The 24,329-nt window shown below is 70.4% G+C and carries 21 protein-coding genes, 1 tRNA gene and 1 pseudogene; 12 read left to right on the forward strand and 11 right to left on the reverse strand.

All coding sequences use genetic code 11. The features are described from left to right. Positions 1-124: 124 nt before the first annotated feature. Both H629_RS14250 and H629_RS0111840 read right to left on the reverse strand, forming a co-directional pair. Complete coding sequence (locus H629_RS14250) at positions 125-1,675, reverse strand: DEAD/DEAH box helicase (protein WP_024357465.1); 1,551 nt, start codon at positions 1,673-1,675, stop codon at positions 125-127. Between the two features lie 2 nt (positions 1,676-1,677). After that, positions 1,678-5,850 (reverse strand): efflux RND transporter permease subunit, encoded by a 4,173-nt coding sequence (locus H629_RS0111840; protein ID WP_024357466.1) that lies wholly within the window; start codon positions 5,848-5,850, stop codon positions 1,678-1,680. 55 nt (positions 5,851-5,905) lie between these two features. Here H629_RS0111840 and H629_RS0111845 point away from each other — a divergent pair, with 55 nt between their 5' ends. Then, positions 5,906-7,201, forward strand: coding sequence for a DUF445 domain-containing protein (locus H629_RS0111845; RefSeq protein ID WP_024357467.1), 1,296 nt, complete (start codon positions 5,906-5,908; stop codon positions 7,199-7,201). A 6-nt stretch (positions 7,202-7,207) separates the two neighbouring features. Here the strand turns inward: H629_RS0111845 and H629_RS0111850 are convergent, their stop codons facing one another. After that, positions 7,208-7,843, reverse strand: coding sequence for a hypothetical protein (locus H629_RS0111850; protein WP_024357468.1), 636 nt, complete (start codon positions 7,841-7,843; stop codon positions 7,208-7,210). A gap of 129 nt (positions 7,844-7,972) precedes the next feature. On the opposite strand from H629_RS0111850, the gene H629_RS0111855 reads away from it, so the two are divergent. Next, complete coding sequence (locus H629_RS0111855) at positions 7,973-8,179, forward strand: DUF3073 domain-containing protein (RefSeq protein WP_024357469.1); 207 nt, start codon at positions 7,973-7,975, stop codon at positions 8,177-8,179. A 76-nt stretch (positions 8,180-8,255) separates the two neighbouring features. Here the strand turns inward: H629_RS0111855 and H629_RS0111860 are convergent, their stop codons facing one another. The 3 genes from H629_RS0111860 to H629_RS0111875 all read right to left on the reverse strand — a co-directional run bounded on the left by H629_RS0111860 (position 8,256) and on the right by H629_RS0111875 (position 10,715). Next, the gene (locus H629_RS0111860; RefSeq protein WP_024357470.1) at positions 8,256-8,999 is read right to left on the reverse strand and encodes a phosphoglyceromutase; all 744 of its coding nucleotides are present in this window, start codon (positions 8,997-8,999) and stop codon (positions 8,256-8,258) included. Between the two features lie 44 nt (positions 9,000-9,043). Beyond that, positions 9,044-10,165, reverse strand: coding sequence for a CAF17-like 4Fe-4S cluster assembly/insertion protein YgfZ (gene ygfZ / locus H629_RS0111865; protein WP_024357471.1), 1,122 nt, complete (start codon positions 10,163-10,165; stop codon positions 9,044-9,046). 247 nt (positions 10,166-10,412) lie between these two features. Next, positions 10,413-10,715 (reverse strand): hypothetical protein, encoded by a 303-nt coding sequence (locus H629_RS0111875; RefSeq protein ID WP_024357472.1) that lies wholly within the window; start codon positions 10,713-10,715, stop codon positions 10,413-10,415. A gap of 147 nt (positions 10,716-10,862) precedes the next feature. Between H629_RS0111875 and H629_RS0111880 the strand changes: the two genes are divergently transcribed. The 4 genes from H629_RS0111880 to H629_RS0111895 are packed head-to-tail and all read left to right on the forward strand — an operon-like array spanning position 10,863 to position 15,627. Then, positions 10,863-11,537, forward strand: a complete 675-nt coding sequence (locus H629_RS0111880) for a winged helix-turn-helix transcriptional regulator (protein WP_024357473.1) — start codon at positions 10,863-10,865, stop codon at positions 11,535-11,537. After that, entirely contained in the window at positions 11,538-12,491 is a 954-nt protein-coding gene (mshD, locus tag H629_RS0111885) for a mycothiol synthase (RefSeq protein ID WP_024357474.1), read from the forward strand. Next, positions 12,488-14,614 (forward strand): RNA degradosome polyphosphate kinase, encoded by a 2,127-nt coding sequence (locus tag H629_RS0111890; RefSeq protein WP_024357475.1) that lies wholly within the window; start codon positions 12,488-12,490, stop codon positions 14,612-14,614. Before mshD ends, H629_RS0111890 begins: the two co-directional genes overlap by 4 nt. Beyond that, on the forward strand, positions 14,611-15,627 hold the full coding sequence (locus H629_RS0111895) for an NUDIX hydrolase (protein ID WP_024357476.1): 1,017 nt from the start codon (positions 14,611-14,613) through the stop codon (positions 15,625-15,627). Before H629_RS0111890 ends, H629_RS0111895 begins: the two co-directional genes overlap by 4 nt. A 141-nt stretch (positions 15,628-15,768) precedes the next feature. Here the strand turns inward: H629_RS0111895 and H629_RS0111900 are convergent, their stop codons facing one another. Next, entirely contained in the window at positions 15,769-16,995 is a 1,227-nt protein-coding gene (locus H629_RS0111900; protein WP_029746928.1) for a CapA family protein, read from the reverse strand. 172 nt (positions 16,996-17,167) lie between these two features. Between H629_RS0111900 and pstS the strand changes: the two genes are divergently transcribed. From pstS to pstB, 4 genes are all read left to right on the forward strand, one after another. Further along, positions 17,168-18,262, forward strand: a complete 1,095-nt coding sequence (gene pstS / locus H629_RS0111905) for a phosphate ABC transporter substrate-binding protein PstS (protein WP_024357478.1) — start codon at positions 17,168-17,170, stop codon at positions 18,260-18,262. 149 nt (positions 18,263-18,411) lie between these two features. Then, entirely contained in the window at positions 18,412-19,350 is a 939-nt protein-coding gene (gene pstC / locus H629_RS0111910; protein WP_024357479.1) for a phosphate ABC transporter permease subunit PstC, read from the forward strand. Between the two features lie 2 nt (positions 19,351-19,352). After that, entirely contained in the window at positions 19,353-20,432 is a 1,080-nt protein-coding gene (gene pstA / locus H629_RS0111915) for a phosphate ABC transporter permease PstA (RefSeq protein ID WP_024357480.1), read from the forward strand. A 50-nt stretch (positions 20,433-20,482) separates the two neighbouring features. After that, positions 20,483-21,262, forward strand: coding sequence for a phosphate ABC transporter ATP-binding protein PstB (gene pstB, locus H629_RS0111920; protein ID WP_024357481.1), 780 nt, complete (start codon positions 20,483-20,485; stop codon positions 21,260-21,262). Positions 21,263-21,317: 55 nt separating this feature from the next. Here the strand turns inward: pstB and H629_RS0111925 are convergent, their stop codons facing one another. Beyond that, entirely contained in the window at positions 21,318-21,569 is a 252-nt protein-coding gene (locus H629_RS0111925) for a type II toxin-antitoxin system RelE family toxin (RefSeq protein ID WP_029746929.1), read from the reverse strand. Continuing rightward, positions 21,566-21,829, reverse strand: a complete 264-nt coding sequence (locus H629_RS0111930; RefSeq protein ID WP_024357482.1) for a type II toxin-antitoxin system prevent-host-death family antitoxin — start codon at positions 21,827-21,829, stop codon at positions 21,566-21,568. The genes H629_RS0111925 and H629_RS0111930 overlap by 4 nt, the downstream gene beginning before the upstream one ends. Positions 21,830-21,983: 154 nt before the next feature. Here H629_RS0111930 and H629_RS0111935 point away from each other — a divergent pair. Next, positions 21,984-22,058: transfer RNA gene (locus H629_RS0111935), tRNA-Lys, on the forward strand. A 5-nt stretch (positions 22,059-22,063) separates the two neighbouring features. Here H629_RS0111935 and H629_RS15680 read toward each other — a convergent pair. Further along, on the reverse strand, positions 22,064-22,612 hold the full coding sequence (locus tag H629_RS15680; protein WP_024357483.1) for an LPXTG cell wall anchor domain-containing protein: 549 nt from the start codon (positions 22,610-22,612) through the stop codon (positions 22,064-22,066). 148 nt (positions 22,613-22,760) lie between these two features. Further along, positions 22,761-23,726: pseudogene (locus H629_RS15795) on the reverse strand (Ig-like domain-containing protein); the annotation flags it as partial. On the opposite strand from H629_RS15795, the gene H629_RS0111955 reads away from it, so the two are divergent. Continuing rightward, the gene (locus tag H629_RS0111955; RefSeq protein ID WP_024357484.1) at positions 23,635-24,267 is read left to right on the forward strand and encodes a hypothetical protein; all 633 of its coding nucleotides are present in this window, start codon (positions 23,635-23,637) and stop codon (positions 24,265-24,267) included. The pseudogene H629_RS15795 and the gene H629_RS0111955 overlap by 92 nt on opposite strands. Positions 24,268-24,329 lie beyond the last annotated feature (62 nt).

Consider the following 24,329-nt stretch of genomic DNA (forward strand, 5'->3'; position numbering starts at 1 on the left):
GGCGATCCCGCATCCTCTTGTGCGAGATCTCCAAAACGAGGCTCGGGTAGCTGGAGAACACCTCCACCGACGCCCGGCGCTCTGCTCCGGCCGCCAGCACTCCGGCCCGGCCTCCAGCCGCCGGCTACGCGGCGGTCGGGTCGTCGCCCGGCTCGTGGTCGCCGAAGGAGGCGGGCACGATCTCGGCCTGTTCAAGCAGTTCACGGGTGCGCTTCTGCCTGGTGCGCGGGATCACCGTGAGCACGAGCCCGTCGCGGCCGGCGCGGGCGGTGCGGCCGGCGCGGTGCAGGTAGGTCTTGTAATCGTCGGGCGGGTCCGCCTGCACCACGAGGTCGACGTCGTCGACGTGGAGGCCGCGCGCGGCGACGTCGGTCGCCACCAGCACCGATGCCTTGCCCGAGGCGAAGCGCTCGAGATTGCGCTCGCGCCGGGCCTGGCTGAGGTTGCCGTGCAGCGCGGTCACCCGCAGCCCGTCCGCCTCGAACAGCTCGGCGAGGCGCTCGGCGTAGGCGCGGGTGCGGCAGAACACCATGGTGCGCCCGGGACGCGAGGCGAGTTCGACGAGCACGCGATCCTTGTGCTCCCGCAGCACCACCAGCACCCGGTGCTCGGCCTCGCTCACGGCCTCCCCCGCGACCTCGTGCACGGCGGGATCGCGCAGGAACTCCGACACGAGATCCGAGACGCCGCTGTCGAGCGTGGCCGAGAACAGCAGCCGCTGCCCGCCGCGCACCGTGTCGCGCAGCACCCGCTGCACGGGTTCGAGGAAACCGAGTTCGCACATGTGGTCGGCCTCGTCGATCACCGAGACGATCACCTCGCGCAGGTCGAGCTTGCGCCGGTTGACGAGGTCGCGCACGCGGCCGGGCGTGCCGATGACGATGTCGACACCGCGTTCGAGCGCGTGCACCTGCGGGTCGAGGGGCACACCGCCCACGAGCTGCGCGGTGAAGAACCCGACGGAGCGGGCGATCGGCTGCACGGTGCGGTCGATCTGCAGCGCCAGCTCGCGGGTGGGAGCGAGGATCAGCGCCTTCGGATTGCGCGGCGCCCGCTTCGGCGCGCGCTGACGCTCGCCCCGCCGGGGCCGGTCGCGGGCCGGCTTCCCATCGCCCGCGAAGGCACCCTCGGCTTTGAGCTGCAGCAGCCGCTCAACCAGGGCCGCACCGAAGGCGATGGTCTTGCCCGATCCGGTGCGCGCCCGTCCCAGCACGTCACGGCCGGCGAGCGCGTCCGGGATCGTCGCGGCCTGGATCGGAAACGGCTGCTCCGCCCCGAGCTCGCCGAGCACGCGCACGATGTTCGCACCGAGACCGAGGTCTCCGAAGGCGATGCCCTGCACCTCGGCCGCGGTGGTGATGCGGGCGTCGAGCCGTTCGAGCACGACGGGCGCGACGGGGGCGGATCCGCCCGTCGCCGGCACGCGCTCGACGTTCGCCGGGGACTGCTGACGTTCCGACCGGCCCGGCGCCTCCGGCTGCCGTTTCGAGCTCCGGGCGCTGCGCGGGTGCCCGGCCCCGCTGTCGCGGCCGGCGCCACGGGCGCCGCGCGTCGCTTGCCCCTCCTCGGCGGCCGCGTCGCGCCCCCCGACCCAGCGCTTGCCGGCACGGGCAGGCTTCCGGCCCGGCTCGTAATTCGACGGGGGCTTGAAGCCGCGACGGCCCTTCTGCGCCATGACTATCGCCCGCTCTCGTCGTCGGGCTGCTCGTCGGCGGCACCGGTCTGATCCGGCACGTCGGCCGCGCGGCGTCCGGCGTCGGCCTCGACATCGGCACCGGCGCTCTGCTCGGCGGCCTCGACCTCCTGCGTGGCCTCCCACATGAGCTGCTCCCAGTCGAGCTCGCCGGTGACCGGCGGGGCCGCGGGCGCGGCGCCGCCCCGGTTCGGCTCGGAGGCGTCGGCGCCGTCCGGGCTCTCTGCGGGCGCGCCGGGCAGCACGAGCGGCGTCTCAGCCGGGGCGGCCGAGTCGTCGGCGTGCTCGGCCGCGATCGCGTCGGCGCCCGCGTGCCGAGGGACGATCTGCTCGCCCGGGTCGAGATCGTCGGCCGGGGCCGCATCGGCCTCGGGCCCGGTCTCGATCTCGGCGACCTCGACCTCGGGCGCCGCATCGTCTGCGGGCTCGTCACCGGTTTCCAGGGGGTTGTCATCCCCGGTGAATCCGAGGTCGGAGAGCGCGAGCGACATCTGCGCGGTCGCAGGACCCATGTCGGCGGCATCAGCGGCACCGGCAGCGTGGTCGACCTCAGGCTCAGCAGTTTCGCGCTCGGCCGCCGCAGAACCGCGCTCGGTCAGCTCGGGCGCCGAGAGCCCCACGCGCATGAGCTCGCTGAGGATCGCGCGCTGCGTCTCCGCGTCGGCCTGGGCGGGCGCCGGCACCGGAGCCGGCACGGGCTCGGGCACCTCGAGCTGCTCGACCTCGGGGGCGCTGGGCGCGGAAGCGTCTGCGTCCGCGTGCCCATCGGCGTCGGGAAGCCCCTCGACCGGGGTCTCCTCCACCGCGACCGCGGCATCGGGCGCGGGACCGGATTCCGCTTCCGGATCCGAGAACAGTTCGATGAGATCATCGGGCGACTCCGCCGGGTACCCCGTCGTGGCCTCGCGCGTGGCCTCGGCGCCGAGCACGCCCACGGTGCCCACCGATCCGACCGCGCCGGCGAAGGCGAGCGCATCGGATGCAGCGGGCATGGGCGCCGCGGGCACGGGCGCTGCGGCGCCAGCCGACGGGGTGCGCTTCGGCCCGCGTCGCTTCGGGCCGCGGCCGGGGCGTCCCTCCCGACGCCGCTCCACCGCGTAGTACAGCGTGGGCAGCACGATGAGCGTGAGCACCGTCGACGACAGCAGGCCGCCGATCACCACGACCGCGAGCGGCTGCGAGATGAACCCGCCCTTGCCGGTGATGCCGAGCGCCATCGGGGTGAGGGCGAGGATGGTCGCGAGTGCCGTCATCACGATGGGACGCAGACGCTGCAGGGCGCCGTGCTCGACGGCGTCGAGCAGCGCATCCCCGCGCTCGCGGTACTGATTGACGAGGTCGATGAGCACGATCGCATTCGTCACCACGATGCCGACGAGCATGAGCACGCCGATCAGCGAGGCGACGCCGAGCGGAATGCCGGTCGCGATGAGCAGCAGGATCGCGCCGGTCGCCGCGAACGGCACCGATACGAGCAGCAGCAGCGGCTGCAGCAGGCTGCGGAAGGTCGCGACCATCACCACGTAGACGATGAGGATCGCGGCCAGCAGGGCCAGCCCGAGCTGCTCGAAGGCCTCGGCCTGCTGCGACATCACGCCGCCGATGGAGGCGGTGGCGCCAGCGGGCAGATCCACGGCTTCGAGGGCGGCGTTGACCGCCGCGCTCGCCACGTTCAGGTCATCGCCCTCGGGCAGCGCCGAGACGGTGACCATGCGCACGCCGTCCTCGGTGCGCACCGTCACCGGGCCGTCGGCGACCTCGATCGTGGCGAGGGCGTCGAGCCGCTGCGGGCCGACGGCGGTCATGATCGGCAGAGCGGCGACCCCCGCCTGGTCGGCGGGAGCGACGCCCTCGACGAGGTAGATCGACACGCTGTCGGCGTCCATGGTGATCTGGCCGACGGGGCGCGGCTGCATCTGCTGGGCCACCTGGCCCGCCACCGCAGCCTCGGTGAGGCCCACGGCTGCCGCGGAGCTGCGATCCACGGCCACGCGCAGGAAGGGGCGCGAGGCGCCCAGGTCGCTCTCGACCTGGCGCAGGCCGGGGCGCTGCTCCAGTTCTGCGAGCACGGCGTCGCTCGCCTGGGCGAGGGTCTCCTGGTCGGGTGCCGAGACGTTGACCTCGATGGCGCTCGACGTCGTCACACCGCCGCCCGACTGCCCGAGCGAGAACTCGCCCGCCTCGTCGAGGCCGTCGACCGCTGCGAGGATGTCGTCCTGCGCCTGCGCCTGGTCGGCGTCGGCGTCGGTGGTGATCGAGTAGCTGACCGAGCCGTCACCGCCGCCCCCGAAGATCGCGCTCATGCCGCTGCCGCTGCTGCCGATGGTCACCTGCACGGTCTCGATGTCGGCGAGTTCCGCGAGCGCGCCCTCGACGCGTTCGGCCTGCACGAGCTGCGCGTCGAGGCTGGTGCCCGGGGCGAGGGTTTGCACGAGCCCGATCGAGTTCTGCTCGTCGTCGCCCATGAAATTCGTCTTCATGAGCGGGCTCAGCGCGACGGTCAGGCCGAACACCAGCACCGCGGTGAGCAAGGTCGCTGCGGGGCGCTTCAGCGTCCAGTCGATGACGGGGCGGTACCAGCGCTGCAGCGCGGTGAGGGGCTCTGCGGCGGGCTCGGGATCGCGGCTCGCCGGGGATCCGGCGGTGCGGCGCCGGCGATCCGGTCGCAGGAACCAGTAGGCCAGCACCGGCACGATCGTCAGGGAGACCAGCAGCGACGCGGCGAGAGCGATGGTCACGGTGAACGCGAAGGGGCGGAACAGCTCGCCCACCATGCCGTCGACGAACGCCATCGGCAGGAACACCGCGACGGTCGTGACGGTCGACGCGGTGATCGCCCCGGCGACCTCGCGCACGGCCTCGATGATCGTCTTCGCCTTGTCGGTGCCGGGCACGAGGTGCCGCTTGATGTTCTCGATCACCACGATCGAGTCGTCGACCACGCGGCCGATCGAGATGGTGAGCGCACCCAGCGTGAGCATGTTGAGCGTGTACTCGGCGAAGTTGAGGCCCACGAAGGTGAGCAGCACCGAGGTGGGGATGGAGATCGCGGTGACGAGGGTCGCCCGCACCGACATGAGGAAGACGAGGATCACGAGCACCGCGAACACGAGTCCCAGCAGGCCCTCGGTGGTGAGGGTGTGGATCGACTGCTCCACGTAGGGCGCCTGGTCGAAGACGACGGTGAGCTGCACTCCGCCGAGCTGGTCCTGCAGTTCGTCGAGCTGCTGCTGCACCGCGTGCGAGACGTCGACGGTGTTCGCGGCCGACATCTTGGTGACGGCGATGGTGAGGGCCGGCTCCCCGTTGATCCGGGAGATGCTCTGCTCGGGTGCGGGTTCGAGGCGAACCTCTGCGACGTCGCCGATGGTGAGGGGCGTGGACTGCTCGGTGGCGGCGTCGAATCCGCCGGTGCCCGGCAGCGGGATCGCGGCGATGTCCTCGACCGAGCCGAGCGAAGTGCCCGCCTGCACGGCGAGCGTGCGATCCCCCTCGGTGACGGTGCCCGCGGCCATGAGCACGCCGCTCTGCTGCAGAGCGTCGGAGATCGCTTGGGACGTCAGCCCGTTCTCGGCGAGCGCTCCCGCGTACGGGGCGATCGCGATCCGCTCCTCGCGGGCGCCGGTGAGCTGCGCGTCGCGCACCCCGTCGATGTCGCTGAGCTCGGGGATCGCCACGCGTTCGATCAGCTGCGCGGCCTCCTCGGGCGTCTGCCCGCCGGTCGGCGTCACCGCGATCTGGATCACGGGGAAGTCGTCGATGCTGCCGGACATCACCTGCGTGTCGGCGGCCTCGGGCAGCAGCTGCGAGATGCGGCTGATCGCGCGCTCGACCTTCTGCTCGGTCGCGGTGAGGTCGACGCCGTAGGTGAACTGGGCGACGACCATGGACGCGCCCGTGCTCGACGTCGCCGTCGAGGTCTCGAGCTGCGGCACCCCGCGCAGCGCCGTCTCGATGGGGCCGGAGACATCGTTGTTGACCACCTCGGGGGACGCCCCGGGGTAGGTGGTCACGACCGCGATCGCGGGGAACTGCACGGATGGCATCAGCTCCTGCTTGAGGGAGCCGACGCCGATGAGCCCGAATACCGCGGCGACGATGGTGACGAGCGCGATCAACGCGCGGTTCTTCAGGCTGAGCGCCGTGAGAAGGTGCATGGCGTCGATTATTTCACGCGGCGTCCGGGAGCCCGCCGTGGAGGATAATACTGAGATGCCGTCGCCTCGCACCCACCGCACCCTGGGGGCCGTCTCCCCCGCAGACTTCGAACGGCTCGCCGAGCTGCGCCGCATGCAGCGCCTCGCCGTGGCCCTGCTCATCGGCATGGCGGTCGTGTTCGTGATCTCGTTCGCATTGCAGACCCGCTACCCGTGGCTCGGGTTCGTGCGGGCGGCGAGCGAGGGCGGCATGGTGGGTGCGCTCGCCGACTGGTTCGCGGTGACGGCGCTCTTCCGGCATCCGCTCGGCCTGAAGATTCCGCACACCAACCTCATCTCGAGCAAGAAGGACGACATCGGCGCCGGCCTCGGCGGTTTCGTCGAGGAGAACTTCCTCGCCGACGACGTCGTGCACGACAAGCTCGCGGGCATCAGCGGGGCGCGGCACGCCGGCGAGTGGCTGTCGCAGCGCCCCAACGCGGAGCGCGTGGGCGACATGGTGACGAGCGCGGGGCTCGGCGCCCTGACGGTGCTCGACGACAACGACGTGCAGGAGCTCATCGAGCTGCTCGTGCGCCGGCACGTCGTCGAACCCGAATGGGGGCCGCTGCTCGGGCGCACGGCGGAGTCGTTCGTGGCCGGCGGTCACCAGCAGGCGCTCATCGACATCGCCGCCTCGCGCATCGAGGAGTGGCTGGTCTCGCACCCCGAGGCGTTCGACCGCGTGGTGTCCTCGCGCCTCCCCTCCTGGGTGCCGAGCATCGTGGACCGCTTCGTCGACGACCGTCTGCACGCCGAGACCGTGAAGTTCGCCCAGCGGGTCGGCGCCGATCCCGAGCACCCGTTCCGTCTCGCGATCGCGCGGTTCCTCGCGGATCTCGCCCGAGACCTGCAGCAGCAGCCGCGGCTGCAGGAGCAGCTCGAGGCCTTCAAGCACGAGGTCTTCGACAGTCCGCGCATCCGGGCCGTCGCCGCGAGCACCTGGGAGACCGCCCGCGCCGCGCTCGTTTCGATGCTCGAGGATCCGCGGAGCGAGCTGCGGACGCGGATCGACTCGGCCGTGCAGGACTTCGGCCGCAAACTGCTCGACGACCCGACCCTCCAGTACAAGATCGACGTGTGGGTGATGGGAGTGGTCGAGCACCTCGTGCGCAACTACCGCAGCGATATCGCGGGCGTCATCACCGAGACCGTGCAGCGCTGGGATGCGCAGGAGGCCGCCGAGAAGATCGAGCTGCAGGTGGGCAAGGATCTGCAGTTCATCCGCATCAACGGCACGGTCGTCGGCGCGCTCGCGGGTCTCGCCATCTACACGGTCGCGACCCTGGTGATCGCGCCGCTCGCGCACTGAGGCCGGCTACTTCGCGAAGGCCACCGGCAGGAGCATGTCCTGCACCCGGTCCCGTGCGGCGGTGTGGTCGGCGCGGGTCGCGATCGCGCATCGGGTCTCGCGGCAGTCGAGGCCGTCGACTGCCGCTTCCGGAACAGTGAGCTCGGCGGTGAAGGCGCCCGTCCGCGGGTCGTCGTAGCGCTGCGTCGCGAAGGCTTGCCACGCCCAGTCGTCGGTGATCCACACGCTCGACAGCGCGGAGGTGTCGGCCGTGCCCTCCTGCGCGCCCTCGGGGATCCCGCCGAGGCACGGTCCCGGCTTGCCGCCCTCCTGCTGCGGAATCGCACAGATCGCCACATATATGCCGATACCGGCATCAAAGCCGCTGCCCCGCACCACGAGCTCGTCTCCGGGGCGCAGGGCGTCGAGGGCGACCGGCTTCCCGTCGGCCGATTCGACGCTCAGCTCGCGCTCGCGACCGTCCGCTCCTTCTGCGGTCGTCTGCGAGACGAAGGTCTCGGGCACCTGCTGCCCCGACCCGCCCGCGCTCTGATGGGTGAGGATCGGCAGCAGCACGGCGAGCGCGCCCGCCAGGACGAGGACCGCGATCGCCAGAACCGCGACGAGCAGAATCCTGGTGGTGCGGGGGCGTCGGGAGGTCATGCCTTCATCGTAATGGGCGCACCTTGCGGGCCGCGCGATCTGCTAGAATCTGCTCCATACGTCTATTTGTATAAGTACCTGCCTCGCGGAAGATCGCCCGCGAGGCCTGAATGTGTAAGGGGGTCACGCATGGGGCGCGGCCGTCAGAAGGCAAAGCACACCAAGGTCGCCAGGGAGCTGAAGTATTTCAGTCCCAATACCGACCTTTCACAGCTCCAACGCGAACTCGCTCAGAGTTCGCACCACGGCTCCGACGAGGATGCGTGGGAAGAGTACGCCAGCAAGTACAACGCCGACGACGAGGACGACTCGTCCGACGACCGCACCGAGCGCTGATCCGACTCGCACTCGGAATACGCGAAAGGGCCCCTCTCACGAGGGGCCCTTTCGCGTTCGGGCCGGGATTCGACCGTCAGTGCTTGCCCTGCGCGGCGACCGCGGCCGCACCGGCCGCAGCGGCCTCGGGATCGAGGTAGCGACCCGCGCCGACGGGCGTCCCGTCTTCGTTGATGTCGTAGACGAGCGGCATGCCGGTGGGGATGTTGAGGCCCGCGATGTCAGCATCCGAGATGCCCTCGAGGTGCTTCACGAGCGCGCGCAGCGAGTTGCCGTGAGCGGTCACGAGCACGGTCCTGCCCGCGTTCAGATCGGGCAGGATCTCACCCTCCCAATAGGGCACCAGCCGCTCGACGACGTCCTTCAGGCACTCCGTGCGCGGCTGCTCGCCGTCGATGCCCGCGTAGCGCGGGTCGTTCGCCTGCGACCACTCGCTCGAGTCGTCGAGCACGGGCGGCGGCGTATCGAAGGAACGGCGCCACTCCATGAACTGCTCCTCTCCGTACTTCTGCAGAGTCTCGGACTTGTCGAGCCCCTGCAGCGCGCCGTAGTGGCGCTCGTTCAGACGCCAGGAGCGACGCACCGGGATCCACAGCCGATCAGCGCTGTCGAGAGCGAGGTTGGCCGTCTGAATGGCCCGGCTCAGCACCGAGGTGTGCAGCACGTCCGGCAGCACGCCCGACTCGGCGAGCAGCTCGCCCGCGCGAGCCGCCTCGCCGCGCCCCTGCTCGGTCAGTCGCACGTCCACCCAACCGGTGAACAGGTTCTTCTGGTTCCAGTCGCTCTGCCCGTGACGGAGCAGGATCAGCTTGTTCGTCATGGCTCCAGTCTATGAGGTCAGCGGCGGCGTCCGCGGCGGCCCGGTCAGAGGCGCTTGAGCCGCGGTATGTCGCGCGTCGCCCCCGCATCGGCGGGAACGATCGGCTCCTGCGCGGCGGCGACCCGTTCCGCGGAGTCGGCCAGCTCGACCTCGAGCGCGGCGTCCTCCGGGAGTGCGCGCTTGAGCAGCGCGAGCGCGATCCCGCCCCACTCGTGGTGCAGCGCGGCGCGGGTGACGCGCCCCACCGGGCGGGCCTCGGGGTCGCGGGCCTCCCCCGGCGCGGACGCGCGGTAGACGAGCGCACCGGCTACGGGCAGCTCACCGCCCGAGCCGTCGAGGTGCAGCATGGCGAGGCGCCGCGGCGGATGCCCCAGGTTGTGCACCTTCGCCACGGTCTCCTGCCCGCGGTAGCAGCCCTTCGTCAGGTGCACCGCCGTGCGCAGCCAGTCGAACTCGTGGGGGATCGCGCGCTCGTCCACGTCGGCGTGCTGCGCCGGGCGCCAGGCGCGCACCTCCAGCGCTTCAAGCGCGAGCAGGCCCGCCGCGCGCAGCGCGCCCTCGCCCACCAGCGCAGCGATGGCCGGCAGATCCTCGCGCGCGAACACGAACTGCGACACCGCCCAGCCCTCCGAGGCGTGCCCGTGCGCTCTCGCGTACTGCACGCCGCCGACGGTCACGGCCGCCCAGGGGTCCTGCCATTCCGCAGCGGGCGACAGTCCGCGCAGCGCTTCCGCCGCAGGCCCGCCGCCGGTGAACGCGAGCACCGTCGCGTACTCGGCCGAGACGTCGTGCACCTCGACGCGCAGCGCGAAGCGCATACGCTGCAGGAAGGCGGTGAGCGGCTCTGCCGATCCCTCGTCGACGAGCAACCAGCTGCGCTCACCATCGTCGACCACGCGGATCGCTCGCTCGATCCGCCCGTTCGGGTCGAGCAGCAGCGTCTCGGTGCTCTCGCCGGGACGCAGACCCACCAGCTGCTGACTCGTCATCGAGTGCAGCCAGCTCAGACGGTCGGGCCCTGAAACGGTGACGACGCCGCGGTGCGACAGATCGACGATCGCAGCGCCGGCCTCGAGCGCGCGCTGCTCGGGCAGCGGCTCGCCGTAGTGGGCGGCCACACCCGCCGGATCCGCGACCGCGCCCGGAAGCTCCAGGAACGAGGACATCAGTACCTCCCGCTCACGATACGAGCAGCGAGCAGGTGATTAGCGCTGCCCCTTGAAGAGCTTGTAGACGACGGTGCCCGAGATCCACGCGATCGCGACGCCGGCGAGACCGAGGAGGCCGAGAAAGAAGAGTTCGAGAGCGAGAAGCATGCCGCCAGTCTATTACACCGGGCCGGCGGCGGCGCGGCGGCGGCGCCCGATCGGCCAAGGCAGCGACAACGACAACGACACCGACAACTGCCAGCGACTAGCCGAGCAGCATCCCGATCACGTCGATCACCGCGATCAGCACCACCGATCCGGCCACGCTGAACGAGACCCGGGTGATGAAGCCCTCCCGCTGCGCGGTGCCCAGCTGCAGCGCGAAGGTCACGAGCGTGCTCGCCCCGACGGCGAACGCCAGCCAGGCGAAGCGGCCCTCCTGCGGAACGAGCAGCGTCACCAGCGTGCCGATGACGGCCGCCACGGCCCACGCGACGATCATGCGCGGGAGGTGCCACGACTGCACGTCGGGCATCTCCGGGGCATCGGGCTGCACGGGATCGATCACACCCCCATTCTTCCACAGCGCCCGCCGGCGGGGGTCGAGCGGCGTCACGCCCGCATCGTCACCGCCGAAACGCGAGCGAAACGACGGCGAAACAGTGCCCGCAGTAATATGGCCTCGGGTTGAATGCACAGCGGAGGGAGACGGTCCATGCAGCTGCTCTGCCTCGCCGATCGCGATCCCGCCGACGCCCTGCCGGCCCTCGACCTGCTGCCGCACGAGGTGCGCACCTCGCCGCTGTCGCTGCGCGTGCCAGAGACGATGGCGGCCCGCTTCGATGCGATCCTCGTCGACGGCACGCTCGATGCGCGCCGCGCCCGCACGGCCTGCCTGGCGCTCGCCGAGGGCGTCGAGACGCCGCGCGTCGTGATCCTGCCCGAGCTCGCGCTCACCGCCCTGACCCGCGAGTGGGGCGTCAGCGAGCTGCTGCTGCCGACCGCCAGCCCCGCCGAGGTCGAGTTGCGCCTGCGCCTCCTCGGCCGGCCGGCTTCGGCCTCCGCCGCTCCCCCGCCCGCGGTCCAGGCCGCGGGCGTTGTCATTGACGAGTCCAACTTCACCGCGCGGCTGTTCGGCCGCCCGCTCGACCTCACCTACAAGGAGTTCGAGCTGCTGCACTTCCTCGCGGGGCATCCGGGACGGGTGTTCACCCGCGAGCAGCTGCTCGGCGAGGTGTGGGGCACCGACTACTTCGGCGGCACGCGCACGGTCGACGTTCACGTGCGCCGCCTGCGGGCGAAACTGGGTGAGCACGAGGGGCTCATCAGCACGGTGCGAGGCGTGGGGTACGGCTTCGCGCGGGCCCGCGCCGCAGCAGAGGAGGAGTAGATGTCTGCACGTCTCGAGGCCGCTGAAGGCGCATCGGATCGGGCGCTCGCGGAGGCTCGCGCGCTGATCGCCGAGGCGGAGGCCCACGACGGTTCCTCGCCGGTGTCGGACCAGGCGGTGCTGGCAGCGGCGCAGGGCCAGCGGGCGCTGCTCCGGTTCTCGGAGGCGGGGGGCGCCGCGGGCGAAGCGGCCGCACCCGTTGCGATCGGGATCATCGGGCAGGGCGAGATCGACCTCGCGGTGCGCCCCTCCGAGCGGGGGCGCGGCATCGGCTCGGCCGCGCTCGCGCAGACGCTCGCGCGCGCGGACGGCGAGCTGCGCGCCTGGGCCCACGGCGAGAACCCGGCGGCCGAGGCGCTGCTCTCGCGCGCGGGGTTCGCCCCGGTCCGCTCGCTGTTCCGCATGGCGCTCGATCCGGCGCTGCTGCCCTCCGATGGGCGCGATCCGCTCGCCGTGCCCGCGCCGTCGGGGCTGCGGCTGCGGGCCTTCGACCCCGAGCGGCCCGCCGACGCCGGCGCTTGGGTGCGGGCGAACGCGGCCGCGTTCGCGACGCATCCGGAGCAGGGGCGGATCACGGAGGCCGACTTCGCGCTCATGCGTCAAGAGCCGTGGTTCGAGCCGAGCGACCTGATCCTGCTCGCCGAGGACCCCGGCGCAGAGCTCGCCGGATCCACCTGGATCAAGACGGTGCGCGGCGACGACGAGGTCGAGTGCGAGCTCTACGCGGTGGGGGTGCGGCCCGAGCACGCCGGCCGCGGACTCGGCCGGCTGCTGCTCGACGTGACGCTCGCGCGCATGGCGCAGCACTCGCCCGACCGTGTCACGCTCTACGTCGACGGCGAGAACGAGCGCGCGGTGCGCCTGTACGAGCACGCGTCGTTCACCGTCGATTCACGCAGCCGTCAGTGGGCGAGGCCGGCTTCGTCAGGGGTCGATGACACAATGGACGCATGACCGAAGACACCCGAGAGATCGCCGTCGATCGAGCAGAGCTGCCCGCCGACCGCTACATCGATCGCGAGCTGAGCTGGCTCGCCTTCAACCAGCGCGTGCTCGAACTCGCCGAGGATCCCGGGGTGCCGCTGCTCGAGCGCGCCAACTTCCTCGCCATCTTCGCGTCGAACCTCGACGAGTTCTTCATGGTACGCGTCGCGGGTCTCAAGCGCCGCATCGTGACGGGCCTCGCGCTGCCCACCAATGTGGGCCGCGCCCCCACCGACGTGCTCTCCGACATCAACCGCACCGCCTACGAGCTGCAGCTGCGCCACGCGCGCTGCTTCCGCGACCAGGTGCAGCCGGGACTCGCCGAGGCCGGCGTGCGCGTGGTCGACTGGGAGCAGCTCGACGCCGCCGACCGCGCCCACCTCACCGACTACTACGAGCAGCGCATCTACCCGATCCTCATGCCGCTCGCGGTCGATCCGGCGCACCCGTTCCCCTACATCTCGGGTCGCGCCCTCAACCTCTCGATCCGGGTGCTCAACCCGCGCACCGACAAGGTCGAGTTCGCGAGGCTCAAGGTGCCGCAGATGATCCCGCGCTACGTGCGGGTGGATCAGCGCGAGAGCATCGACGACGTGCGCTTCATCGCGCTCGAAGAACTGATCGCCAACCAGCTCGACGGCCTGTTCCCCGGCATGAAGGTGCTCGACCACCACGTCTTCCGCGTCACCCGCAACGAAGACATGGAGATCGAGGAGGACGAAACCGAGAACCTCATCCAGGCGCTCGAGAAGGAGCTGCTGCGCCGCCGTTTCGGCCCGCCGATCCGCCTCGAGATCTCCGACGACATGGACGAAGCCACCCTGGGGCTGCTCGTCACCGAGTTCGACATCGACGAGGAGCAGGTCTACACGCTGCCAGCGCCGCTCGATCTCAGCGGGCTCTTCGCGCTCTCGGGCATCCGCCGCCCCGACCTCAAGTTCAAGCCGCACATCCCGGTCACGCACCCGCAGTTCCGCACCAACTCGCCCAGCGAGAAGCCCGACGTGTTCGGGGCGATCGCCCGGCGCGAGGTGCTCGTGCACCACCCCTACGAGTCGTTCTCGACGAGCGTGCAGGCCTTCGTCGAGCAGGCCGCGACCGACCCGGACGTGCTCGCCATCAAGCAGACCCTCTACCGCACCTCCGGCGACAGCCCCATCGTCGCCTCGCTCATCAAGGCGGCCGAGGCCGGCAAGCAGGTGCTCGCGCTCGTCGAGGTGAAGGCCCGCTTCGATGAGGAGGCCAACATCACGTGGGCCCGCAAGCTGGAGCAGGCCGGCGTGCACGTCGTCTACGGCCTCGTCGGCTTCAAGACCCACTGCAAGCTCGTGCACGTGATCCGCGAAGAGCAGGGCCGCCTCGCCCACTACTGCCACATCGGCACCGGCAACTACAACCCGAAGACCAGCCGCATCTACGAAGACTTCGGTCTGTTCACCTCGTCGCCCGAGGTGGGCCGCGACGTGACCAAGCTGTTCAACGTGCTGTCGGGCTACGCCATCGAGACCGACTACGACCGACTGCTCGTCGCGCCGCTGCAGCTGCGCAGCGGTCTGCTTGAACGCATCGAGCGCGAGGCCGAGCACGCCCGCGCAGGCCGTCCGAGCGGCATCAAGCTGAAGGCCAACTCGATGGTCGACGAGGCCATCATCGACGCGCTCTACCGCGCCGGCCAGGACGGTGTGCCCATCGAGGTCTGGGTGCGCGGCATCTGCTCGATCCGCGCCGGTGTGCCGGGGCTCTCCGAGAACATCAGGGTGCGCTCGGTGCTCGGCCGCTACCTCGAGCACTCCCGCATCTACGCCTTCGAGAACGCGGGCGAGCGCGAGGTGTTCATCGGCAGCGCCGACCTCATGCACCGCAACCTCGACCGCCGCATCGAGGTGCTCGTGCGCCTCGAAGATCGCGAGCACCTAGCCCGCATCGACCGATTCTTCGCCTTCGCGTTCAGCGACGACGTGTCGTCGTGGCGCATGCTGCCCGACGGCAGCTGGCAGCGCCGGGTGGTGAGCGAGGAGGGCGAACCGCTGCCCGATCTGCAAGACCTCGTGATGATCGACCGCACCGAAGCCCGTTCCCGGAGAAGCCGGTGAGCCCGACGGCCACGAAGAAACGCCCGAGGAAGAACCCGGCCCCCGTCGACGCGACCGGCCGGCCGACCGAGGTGCTGGCGGCGGGCACCGTCTGCTGGCGGCGGGTGTACGACGAGCACGGCGATCCGCGCATCCTCGTGCTGCTCATCCACCGCGCCAAGCAGCGCGACGTGTCGTTCCCCAAGGGCAAGCTCGACCCCGGCGAGAGCATGCCGCAGGCGGCCGTGCGGGAAACCCACGAGGAGACGGGCTACCGGGTGCGCCTCGGCGTCAACCTCGGCACGATCCACTACGCGCTCAGCGGCGGCCGTTCGAAGACGGTGCAGTACTGGGCGGCGAAGGTCACCGCGAAGGCCGAGGCGAGCGCGAAGTTCGTGCCGGGCGACGAGGTGCAGGCCATCGAGTGGGTGCCGGCCGAGGAGGCGCGCGAGCGCCTGAGCTACGCCGCCGACCGCGAGCTGTACGACGTGTTCCTGCAGCTCGCCGACCACGACCTCGTCGACACCTTCTCGGTCACGCTGCTGCGGCACGCGAAGGCCGAACCCCGCGGCGAGGCCTTCCCCGTCGATCACCTGCGCCCGCTCGCCGATATCGGCGAGGCGCAGGCCGAGACCCTGGTGCCGATGCTGCAGGCCTTCGGCCCCCGCCGCATCTACTCGTCCACCGCGGTGCGGTGCCTGTCGACCGTGGCGCCGCTCGCCGAGCGCCTCGGCAAGCGGGTGCGCGCGAAGCGCTCGCTCAGCCAGGACCGCTGGGACGAGGGCGACCTCGGCTCGCTGCGCAAGCTCGTCGCGAAGGTAGTCGGGCGCGGCCGCAACACGATCCTCTGCAGCCACCGGCCCGTGCTGCCCGATCTGGCGCGCGAGCTGGCCCTCGCCACCGGCAGCCCGCAGGGCCGCTACCTCGCGGAGGCGGCCGCGCTGCCCCCCGCCGGGTTCTCGGTGCTGCACTTCTCGCGCAGCCGCCCCGAAGCCGGCATCGTGGCGGTCGAGACCTACCCCATCAAGCACTGAAGCCGCGGGGCGCGGCCCGGCGAGGCCTGGCCCAGCCCGGCCCGGCGAGAGCGACGATTCCGGCGAGAACGACGCTTTCAGCGCCCCTGGAACAGTCAGGCTCGCTGAAAGCGTCGCCCTCGGCGCAAGGGGCCGCCGGGCTCACTCCTGGGTGATCAGCCACTCCCGGGCACCGAAGTCGGCCGCGCCCATCGCGTTGGCCGTGGCGCGCGTGCGCTCCAGCACCCCCGCGTCGATCTCGGGCGACTGGCACACGCCCTGCGGCTGATCCGGCATCACCGAGCACCACTTGTAGCGGCCGTCCTGCATGTTCGTGGCGGCATTCCAGGCGAGATCGTTGGTGACCCACGTGCCGTCGGCCTGCTTCGCGAACTGCACGCGCGCCATCAGGAACTCGTTGTTCACCCGTTGCGCGGGCGGCGCCGACTCGCTGATGGTGTTGCCGGTGCCGTACAGGATCCACTTGCCGTTGTAGCTCTCGAAGGGCTGCACCGAGTGGGAGTGATGCTGGTAGACGAAGTCGAACTGGCCGCTGTCGTGCAGCTGGTGCGCGAGTTCGATCTGACCCCCCGTGGGCTCCGACCAGTACTCCTCGCCGATGTGCTGCACGCCGATCACGATCTCCGCGCCCATCTCGCGGGCCTTCTGGGCTTTCGCGATGGCGCGCTCGGGGTCGACCCGCGGCTCCTGCTCCCGGTAGTCGACCTGCCACTCGTAGTCGGCGTAGAGCCCGTTGAGCGAGAACGTCGAGGTGATGATCGCGATCTTCACGCCGTTCGCCTCGACGATGAGCGGCACGTCGCGCTCCCCCTCGGCCCGGTACGAGCCGGTGTGGGCGATGCCCGCCTGGTCGAGCACGTCGAGCGTGCGCACGAGACCCTCGGTGCCCTGGTCGACGGTGTGGTTCGACGCCGTCGTGCACACGTCGTAGCCGATGTTCTTCACCGCGGCCGCGAGCTCGGGCGGTGTGCTGAACGCCGGGTAGCCGGCGTAGGGGCCGCCGACCGGCGCCAGCGGAGTCTCCATCTGGCAGATCGCCAGGTCGGAACGATCGAGATAGGCGCGCTGCCCTTCGAGCAGCGGCACGAAGTCGAAGTTCTGCCCCGCCTCGTTGGTGGGGATCGCGTACTGGCTCCAGAGGCCCTCGTGGAAGAGCAGGTCGCCCGACACCGCCACGCTGACGCAGTGGTCGGTGGGGCAGACGGGGCCGACGCCGGGCTGCGGCTCGGGGGTCGGTTCGGGCTCAGGCGTCGCCGTCGGCTCGGGGGCCGCGACCGGGGCCTCCTCCGGCTCGGGGGCGCACCCCACCATTCCGATGCCGCCCGCGATCACCGCAAGCGCCGCCCCGAACACCGCGATCCGTCTCATCCCAATCACGCGCACCATGCTACATCGCGCGACGCGTCCGGCCGGGAGCACTGCGAGTTCACCCGCTGTTCACCTGCTGGCAGACCCCGGGACACGAAGCGTCCCTAGCGTAGAGGTTGTGGCCGCTCGCGGTCATCCCCTCACGTCAGATCGAGATTGGAACCTACTCGCCGTGAAGCTTTCAGCATTCGCAAAGGTCGCCGCCATCGGCGGCATCGCCGCGCTCACCCTCACCTCGTGCGCCGCGAACGAGGGCGCACCGGCCGAGGGCGATGCCCAGGCCTCGTCGCTCTCCGGCACCCTTGTGGGCGGCGGCGCCTCGTCGCAGGGCTCGGCCCAGGAGGCCTGGGTCGCCGGCTTCCAGACCGCGCACGCCGACGTCACCGTGAACTATGACCCCGCCGGGTCCGGCGCGGGCCGCGAGACCTTCCAGCAGGGCGCCTCCGCCTTCGCGGGCAGCGATCGTGCCTTCAAGACCGACGAGATCACCGCCGGCCCCTTCGACAGCTGCGCCACCGACGCGCTCGTAGAGTTCCCCGCCTACATCTCGCCCATCGCGATCATCTTCAACGTCGACGGCGTCGACTCGCTGAACCTCGACGCGGCCACCGTCGCGCAGATCTTCAACGGCTCGATCACCAAGTGGAACGATCCCGCCATCGCCGGCCAGAACCCGGACGCGACGCTGCCGGATCTGAACATCACCGCCGTGCACCGCTCCGACGAGTCGGGCACGACCGGCAACTTCACCGAGTATCTCGCCGCAGCGGCGTCCGCCGACTGGACCGTGGGCTCGATCGAGAGCTGGCCGACCGAGTTCGGCGGCGAGGGCGCCCAGGGCACCTCGGGCGTCGTGGAGGCCGTCTCCAACGGCGTCGGCACCATCGGCTACGCCGACGCGTCGCGCGCCGAGGGCCTCGGCACCGTCGCGATCAAGGTCGGCGAGGAGTACGTCGAGTACTCCCCCGAGGCCGCCGCCGCGATCGTCGACGCCTCCACCGTCGAGGAGGGCCGTGGCGAGCACGACATCGCGATCAAGCTCGACCGCACCAGCACCGCCGAGGGCGTCTACCCGATCGTGCTCGTCAGCTACCTCATCGGCTGCGAGGAGTACCAGGACTCGGCCAACGCCGAGCTCGTCAAGGAGTACTTCGGCTACATCGTCAGCGAGGAGGGCCAGAAGCTCGCGGCCGAGGCCGCCGGCAGCGCCCCCATCTCGGCGGATCTGCGCAGCAAGATCGAGCCGGCGATCGCGGCCATCAAGTAACGCTCTCCCCGTGTCAGGCTGGAGGGAGTCGTCGGCCTGCGCGAACACCGGCGAGTCGCAGGATCCGCGTGATCCTGCGACTCGCTCCTCGCGCGGCCGGTGCTCCCCGGCCCGATCCCTCTCCCGCACACCCCGATCCAGGAGCCCGAGTGACCTCCACCTCCGCCACGTCCAAGCCTGTGCTGAGCCTCGGCGACCGCATCTTCTCGCGCTCCGCGGTCTTCGCCGGCAGCATGATCCTCGTCACCCTGGCGGCGGTCGCGATCTTCCTGATCGTGCAGAGCCTGCCCGCCTTCGTCGCGACGAACGAGTCCGCCTCGCTGCTGCCCGACAACTTCTGGTCGTACGTGTGGCCGCTCATCTTCGGCACGGTCTGGGCCGCGGTGCTGGCACTGCTCATCTCGCTGCCGCTGGCGATCGGGATCGCGCTCTTCATCTCCCACTACGCGCCCCGCAAGGTCTCCGCGGTGCTCGGCTACATCGTCGACCTGCTCGCCGCCGTGCCGAGCGTCGTCTTCGGCCTGTGGGGCATCGGCGTGCTCGCCCCCGCAGCGCAGCCCGTCTTCGTCTGGCTCAACACCTACCTGGGCTGGATCCCCTTCTTCGGCGGCACCGTCTCGGGCACGGGCCGCACGATCCTCACCGCGGCGCTCGTGCTGGGCGTCATGGTGCTGCCGATCATGACGGCGATCTGCCGCGAGATCTTCCTGCAGGCCCCCGTGCTGCACGAGGAGGCGGCGCTCGCGCTCGGCGCGACCCGCTGGGAGATGATCCGCCTCGCCGTGCTGCCCTTCGGCCGCCCCGGCATCGTGTCGGCCGCGATGCTCGGCCTCGGCCGCGCCCTCGGCGAGACGATGGCGGTCGCGATGGTGCTCTCAGCGACCGGCCTCGTGAGCTTCCGCCTGCTCACCAGCGAGAACCCATCGACGATCGCCGCGAACATCGCGCTCTCCTTCCCCGAGGCCTACGGCGAGAACGTCAACGTGCTCATCGCCACCGGCCTCATCCTCTTCATCGTCACGTTCCTCGTCAACGCGGTCGCCCGCTGGATCGTGAGCCGCCGCGCCGAGTTCTCTGGAGCCAACTGATCATGGCACTCACCGTCCGCCCCGTCTCGTCCGGCGCCGTGCTCACCGGCAACCGGCTGCCGAAGGCCGCGCCCTGGTTCATCCTCTTGGCGAGCCTCGTCGTGTCGCTCGCGCTCTTCGGGCTGCTGGCCGTCGCGAACGGCACCGAGTTCAACCTCGTCGGCGCCGTGCTCGTCGGCCTGATCCTGCATCTCGCGGTGACGACCACGATCTCCGCCACCGTCGAGGGCCGCCGTCAGGCCACCGACCGTTTCATCACGAACCTCGTCACGGGCGCGTTCCTGCTCGCCATGGTGCCGCTCATCTCCGTGGCGATCACGGTGGTGGGCAACGGCGTCGCGCGCCTCGACCCCGAGTTCTTCAACTCCTCGATGCGCAACGTCACGGGTGAGGGCGGCGGCGCGCTGCACGCGATGGTGGGCACGCTGCTGATCACCCTCGCGGCGACCATCATCTCGGTGCCGCTCGGGCTCATGACCTCCATCTACCTGGTCGAGTACGGCCGCGGTCGGCTCGCGAAGACCATCACCTTCCTCGTCGACGTGATGACGGGCATCCCCTCGATCGTCGCCGGCCTCTTCGCCTACGCCGCCTTCGCGCTCTTCTTCGGGCCGGGCGTGCGCATGGGCATCATCGGCGCCGTGTCGCTGGCGGTGCTGATGATCCCGGTCGTCGTGCGATCGAGCGAGGAGATGCTGCGGCTCGTGCCCAACGAGCTGCGCGAGGCGTCGTACGCGCTCGGCGTCTCGAAGTGGCTGACGATCATGAAGGTGGTGCTGCCCACCTCCATCGCGGGCATCACCACCGGCATCATGCTGTCGATCTCCCGAGTCATCGGCGAGACCGCGCCGCTGCTCATCACCGCCGGATTCACGGCGAGCATGAACTACAACCTCTTCAACGACCGTATGCAGTCGCTGCCGGTGTACGTGTACACGCAGTTCGCCAACCAGGGCAACCCGGCGTGGGCCTTCCTGGAGCGGGCGTGGGCCGCGGCCCTCGTGCTCATCCTCATCGTCATGGCGCTCAACCTCGTGGCCCGCTTCGTCGCGAAGAAGTTCTCGCCCAGCACCGGGCGCTGACCGGCACCCGCCCCAGTCTTACTCCACCGTCTCAGAACCAAGGGAACGCAATGTCCAAGCGCATCGAAGTCAACGATCTCAACGTCTACTACGGCAGCTTCCTCGCTGTCGAGGGCGTCTCCATCAACATCGAGCCGCGCAGCGTCACCGCATTCATCGGCCCCTCGGGCTGCGGCAAGTCGACCTTCCTGCGCACTCTCAACCGCATGCACGAGGTGATCCCGGGCGCCCGCGTCGAGGGAGAGGTGCTGCTCGACGGCGACGATCTCTACGGCCCGGGCGTCGATCCGGTGCTGGTGCGGCGCCAGGTGGGCATGGTGTTCCAGCGCCCCAACCCGTTCCCCACGATGTCGATCCGCGAGAATGTGCTGGCCGGCGTGAATCTCAACAACCGCCGCATCTCGAAGAGCGATGCCGACGACCTGGTGGAGCGCTCGCTGCAGGGCGCCAACCTGTGGAACGAGGTGAAGGATCGCCTCGACAAGCCCGGCTCGGGGTTGTCGGGCGGTCAGCAGCAGCGTCTCTGCATCGCCCGCGCCATCGCGGTCTCCCCCGAGGTACTGCTCATGGACGAGCCCTGCTCGGCGCTCGACCCGATCTCGACGCTCGCCATCGAGGATCTGATCGACGAGCTGAAGCAGGAGTACACGATCGTGATCGTGACCCACAACATGCAGCAGGCGTCTCGCGTCTCGGATCGCACCGCCTTCTTCAACATCGCCGGCACCGGCAAGCCGGGCAAGCTCATCGAGTACGACGACACCTCGAAGATCTTCTCGACCCCCTCTGTGAAGGCCACCGAGGACTACGTCTCGGGCCGCTTCGGGTAAGCCGCGCTCGGCCAGCGCGTGACACCGGGCCACGGGGAGCCAGGGGCGGTCAGCGTTATACCTCACGCCGATGCGCCGCACGGACTACTGTGACAAGCAGCTGAGAGTCGATCACCTCGTAGATGACTCGGTAGTCTCCGACGCGAATACGCCACGCCAGATCTTCACCGACGAGTTTCTTCGCCCCGTGCGGGCGCGGGTCGTCTTGCAGATCTTCGATCGCGTCGAGCAACCGCTCACGCGCGGGGCGCTGCAGCTTCCGAATCTGCTTCGCGGCCGCCGAGGTGAACTCGACCTCGTAGCTCACGCAGAGAGCCCACTGCGAAGCTCGGCGAGGGTCACACGCGCGCCGTCATCGGCTGCCTTCGCATCACGGTACGCGGCAACATCCTGGCTCATCTCAAGCGCTTCGAGCAGTTCAAGATCTTCGACACTGACGACGACGGCGGCGAGCTTCCCGTTCCGGGTCACGCCGATTCGCTCGTGCGCGTACATGGCACGGCCGAGAACGTCTGAGAGTTGCCCCCGCAGCTCACGGGTGCTGACTTCACGCGAGATTGTTTCCATACCTCAACTTTAGCAATTGTGTACACAGATGCAACTGCATCACATCGAGAACCTGAGCGGCCGGAGCCGCCTCTGAGCGAGGCCCCACATGCACCAGCACCTCGGCACACCTCGCAACGGCACCCCACGGCGATCCGATAGGCTATCCGAGTCCGCCCCTATAGCTCAGCGGTAGAGCTACGGACTTTTAATCCGCAGGTCGTAGGTTCGATCCCTACTGGGGGCACCACCGCATCAGACGCTTCGCCGAGTTCGGCGACGCACCAGCAGCAGGCCACCGATGAGCAGCGCTCCGGCCGCGAGCAGCAGCCCCGACGAGTCCGCGCCGGTGCTGGCGAGCCGCGCACTGCCGGAGGCGGCCCCGGGGCCACCGGCCGCGGGGCCACCGGGCTCGTCAGTGCTCGCCGTCGGCACGGTCAGGTCGATCCTGAACGCCTGATCGGCGAACTGCCCGACCCTGTCGGTGGCCCTCACGATGAGCTCGTACTGCGTGTTCACCGCCAGCCCTCGCGTGTCGACGGTGACGATCCCGGCGTCGTCGACGGTGGCCGGGCCCGTCGCGAGCAGCATCGAGAATGCCGAGAACTGCGGCCCCGCGCCGGCGGGGCTCGGTGCAACCGTCTTCGGGAGCGCCGTCGGCTGCTGCAGCACGATGGAGGCGCCGGTCTCGGGCAGATTGCCCGGGAGGAGCGCTCCGGCGTCGAACCGCAGCAGGTCGCCGACTCTGGCGGCCCTGCTGACGACGTTCGGCTCGGTGTGAGCGAAGACCGGCTTCGGCAGCACTGTGATCGTCGCGGTGCCCGTGTCGGTGCCGCCCCTTGCCCTCGCCGCCCGAGCCGCCGAGCAGGTCCAGCACGAACGCCGCGTCGGGCTGTTCCATCGCGATGTCGGGGGCCACTGCACCCGCGTACGCTTCGAAGCGGACATCGACAGTCTCTGACTGCCCGACCTTGTCGGTGACCTGCACGGTGACGCTGTCGATCGTGCCGAGCGGCATGCCGGCCGGGGCGGTGTAGGTGACCACTCCCTGCTCGCTCACTGTCGCCGTGCCGAGGCTCGGCGGTGCGACGATGCTGTAGCCGCCGGTGGCCGGGATCGCCAGATTGTTCAAGACCTGTACCGCCGACGTCGCGCTCCCGCCGACCGGCACGTCGCGCACGAGCGTCGGCGCGGTGATGACCGGAGCCCGCAGCACCCGGACGTTGATCTGCGCCGTTGCGGGACCGTTGTCGTCGGTGACCGTGTAGGGGGCGGGGAAGCTGTAGCCGTTGTCTGTAGCTGTCCAGATCTTCACGGGAGGAGTGAAGGTGGCGCCTGTGGCGTCGAACGAGACCGCGGCGTTGCCGGGGTTCGCGGACACACTGGTGAGGCGCGGGTTCACGCCTCGGGCATGGTCCGGGAGAACCTCCGCGCGAGTGCTCGTGCTCCCGTCGCCGTAGGGGATGTCGACACTGAAGGTGTCGGCCTCCGCGGTGCCCTTGATCGTGAAGGTCAGCGGCTGAAACGTCTCGCCCGACTGACCGTACTTGTCGGTGGCGAGGATCCGCACCGACTCGATGCTGTTGGGCACGGCGTTCGCGGGGGGCCGAGGTCGATGGTCGGGCCGCGGGCGACACAGCCTGGGCGGGCGCGGCGATCCCGAGGAGTGTACCAGCGCAGGTTCTCTCGCAAGAACCCCGTAAGCAACGATTTTACCGGGCATTCCCGAGCGCAGGATCCACGTGCGGGCACCGCCCGCGGCGTAGACTCGCGAGGCGCGCGGGATCCGCAGCCCGGATACCGCGCGCCTCGACCCGAGGAGATACGTGACCCGAGACCACCAGCGCCCCGTGCTGCAGCCCACCGCTGACTTCGACTGGATCATCGGATCCGACGAACCCGGCGCCGCGCACCGCATCGCCCAGCAGACCTCGTGGGCGCTGCTCGACCGGGTGCGAGCGGGCGCAGACCCCTCCGTGGTCGAGCGCGTGGTGGGGCTGGCGTCCTCCGGCCCGGGCATCGACGACATCGCCGAGCTGTGGGCGCAGGAGGGCACGCACTCCCTCGCGGGCGTGCTGTGGCGGCTTTACCTGCTGCGGCGGGTGGTGGCCGGCGACGCCGAGGGCTCGGCGGACCTCTTCCGACGCGGATCGGCCGCGGCGGCGACCATCGACCCCGTGGTCGCCGGGGCGGCCGAGCCCGTCACCCCGGTGTCGATCGGCGAACTCTGCGACACGATCCTGCGCGGGGCGTTCGTGGGTGATCTCGGGGCCGCCCTCGACCGGGCCGCGAGCTACTGCCGCGTGATGGCGCTCGGCGCTGCCGACCTCGCCGACACGCGCGACACCCACGACGAGACCCACGCCGGGCAGCTCACCACCCGCGCGCTGCGCTACTCGAAGATGGCGCAGGAGCTCCACGCCGGGGCCCGCCGCTGGCGCGACGGCTCCCTCGCCTGACCGAATCCGCTGCGTTAGACTGGTGCCGCCGGGCCGCAGTAACCCCGGGCTCCAATTTTTGC

Source organism: Leucobacter chironomi DSM 19883 (genome assembly GCF_000421845.1).
Taxonomy (GTDB): Bacteria; Actinomycetota; Actinomycetes; order Actinomycetales; family Microbacteriaceae; genus Leucobacter; species Leucobacter chironomi.

Excerpts from the sequence above, each read along its gene's own strand:
- H629_RS0111840 (WP_024357466.1), bottom strand. The coding sequence starts at position 5,850 with ATGCACCTTCTCACGGCGCTCAGCCTGAAGAACCGCGCGTTGATCGCG.
- H629_RS0111930 (WP_024357482.1), bottom strand. The coding sequence starts at position 21,829 with ATGGAAACAATCTCGCGTGAAGTCAGCACCCGTGAGCTGCGGGGGCAA.
- H629_RS0111880 (WP_024357473.1), top strand. The coding sequence starts at position 10,863 with ATGCAGCTGCTCTGCCTCGCCGATCGCGATCCCGCCGACGCCCTGCCG.
- pstA (WP_024357480.1), top strand. The coding sequence starts at position 19,353 with ATGGCACTCACCGTCCGCCCCGTCTCGTCCGGCGCCGTGCTCACCGGC.
- H629_RS0111855 (WP_024357469.1), top strand. The coding sequence starts at position 7,973 with ATGGGGCGCGGCCGTCAGAAGGCAAAGCACACCAAGGTCGCCAGGGAG.
- pstB (WP_024357481.1), top strand. The coding sequence starts at position 20,483 with ATGTCCAAGCGCATCGAAGTCAACGATCTCAACGTCTACTACGGCAGC.
- H629_RS0111850 (WP_024357468.1), bottom strand. The coding sequence starts at position 7,843 with ATGACCTCCCGACGCCCCCGCACCACCAGGATTCTGCTCGTCGCGGTT.
- H629_RS0111860 (WP_024357470.1), bottom strand. The coding sequence starts at position 8,999 with ATGACGAACAAGCTGATCCTGCTCCGTCACGGGCAGAGCGACTGGAAC.
- ygfZ (WP_024357471.1), bottom strand. The coding sequence starts at position 10,165 with ATGTCCTCGTTCCTGGAGCTTCCGGGCGCGGTCGCGGATCCGGCGGGT.
- H629_RS0111890 (WP_024357475.1), top strand. The coding sequence starts at position 12,488 with ATGACCGAAGACACCCGAGAGATCGCCGTCGATCGAGCAGAGCTGCCC.
- H629_RS0111900 (WP_029746928.1), bottom strand. The coding sequence starts at position 16,995 with ATGAGACGGATCGCGGTGTTCGGGGCGGCGCTTGCGGTGATCGCGGGC.
- mshD (WP_024357474.1), top strand. The coding sequence starts at position 11,538 with ATGTCTGCACGTCTCGAGGCCGCTGAAGGCGCATCGGATCGGGCGCTC.
- H629_RS14250 (WP_024357465.1), bottom strand. The coding sequence starts at position 1,675 with ATGGCGCAGAAGGGCCGTCGCGGCTTCAAGCCCCCGTCGAATTACGAG.
- H629_RS0111845 (WP_024357467.1), top strand. The coding sequence starts at position 5,906 with ATGCCGTCGCCTCGCACCCACCGCACCCTGGGGGCCGTCTCCCCCGCA.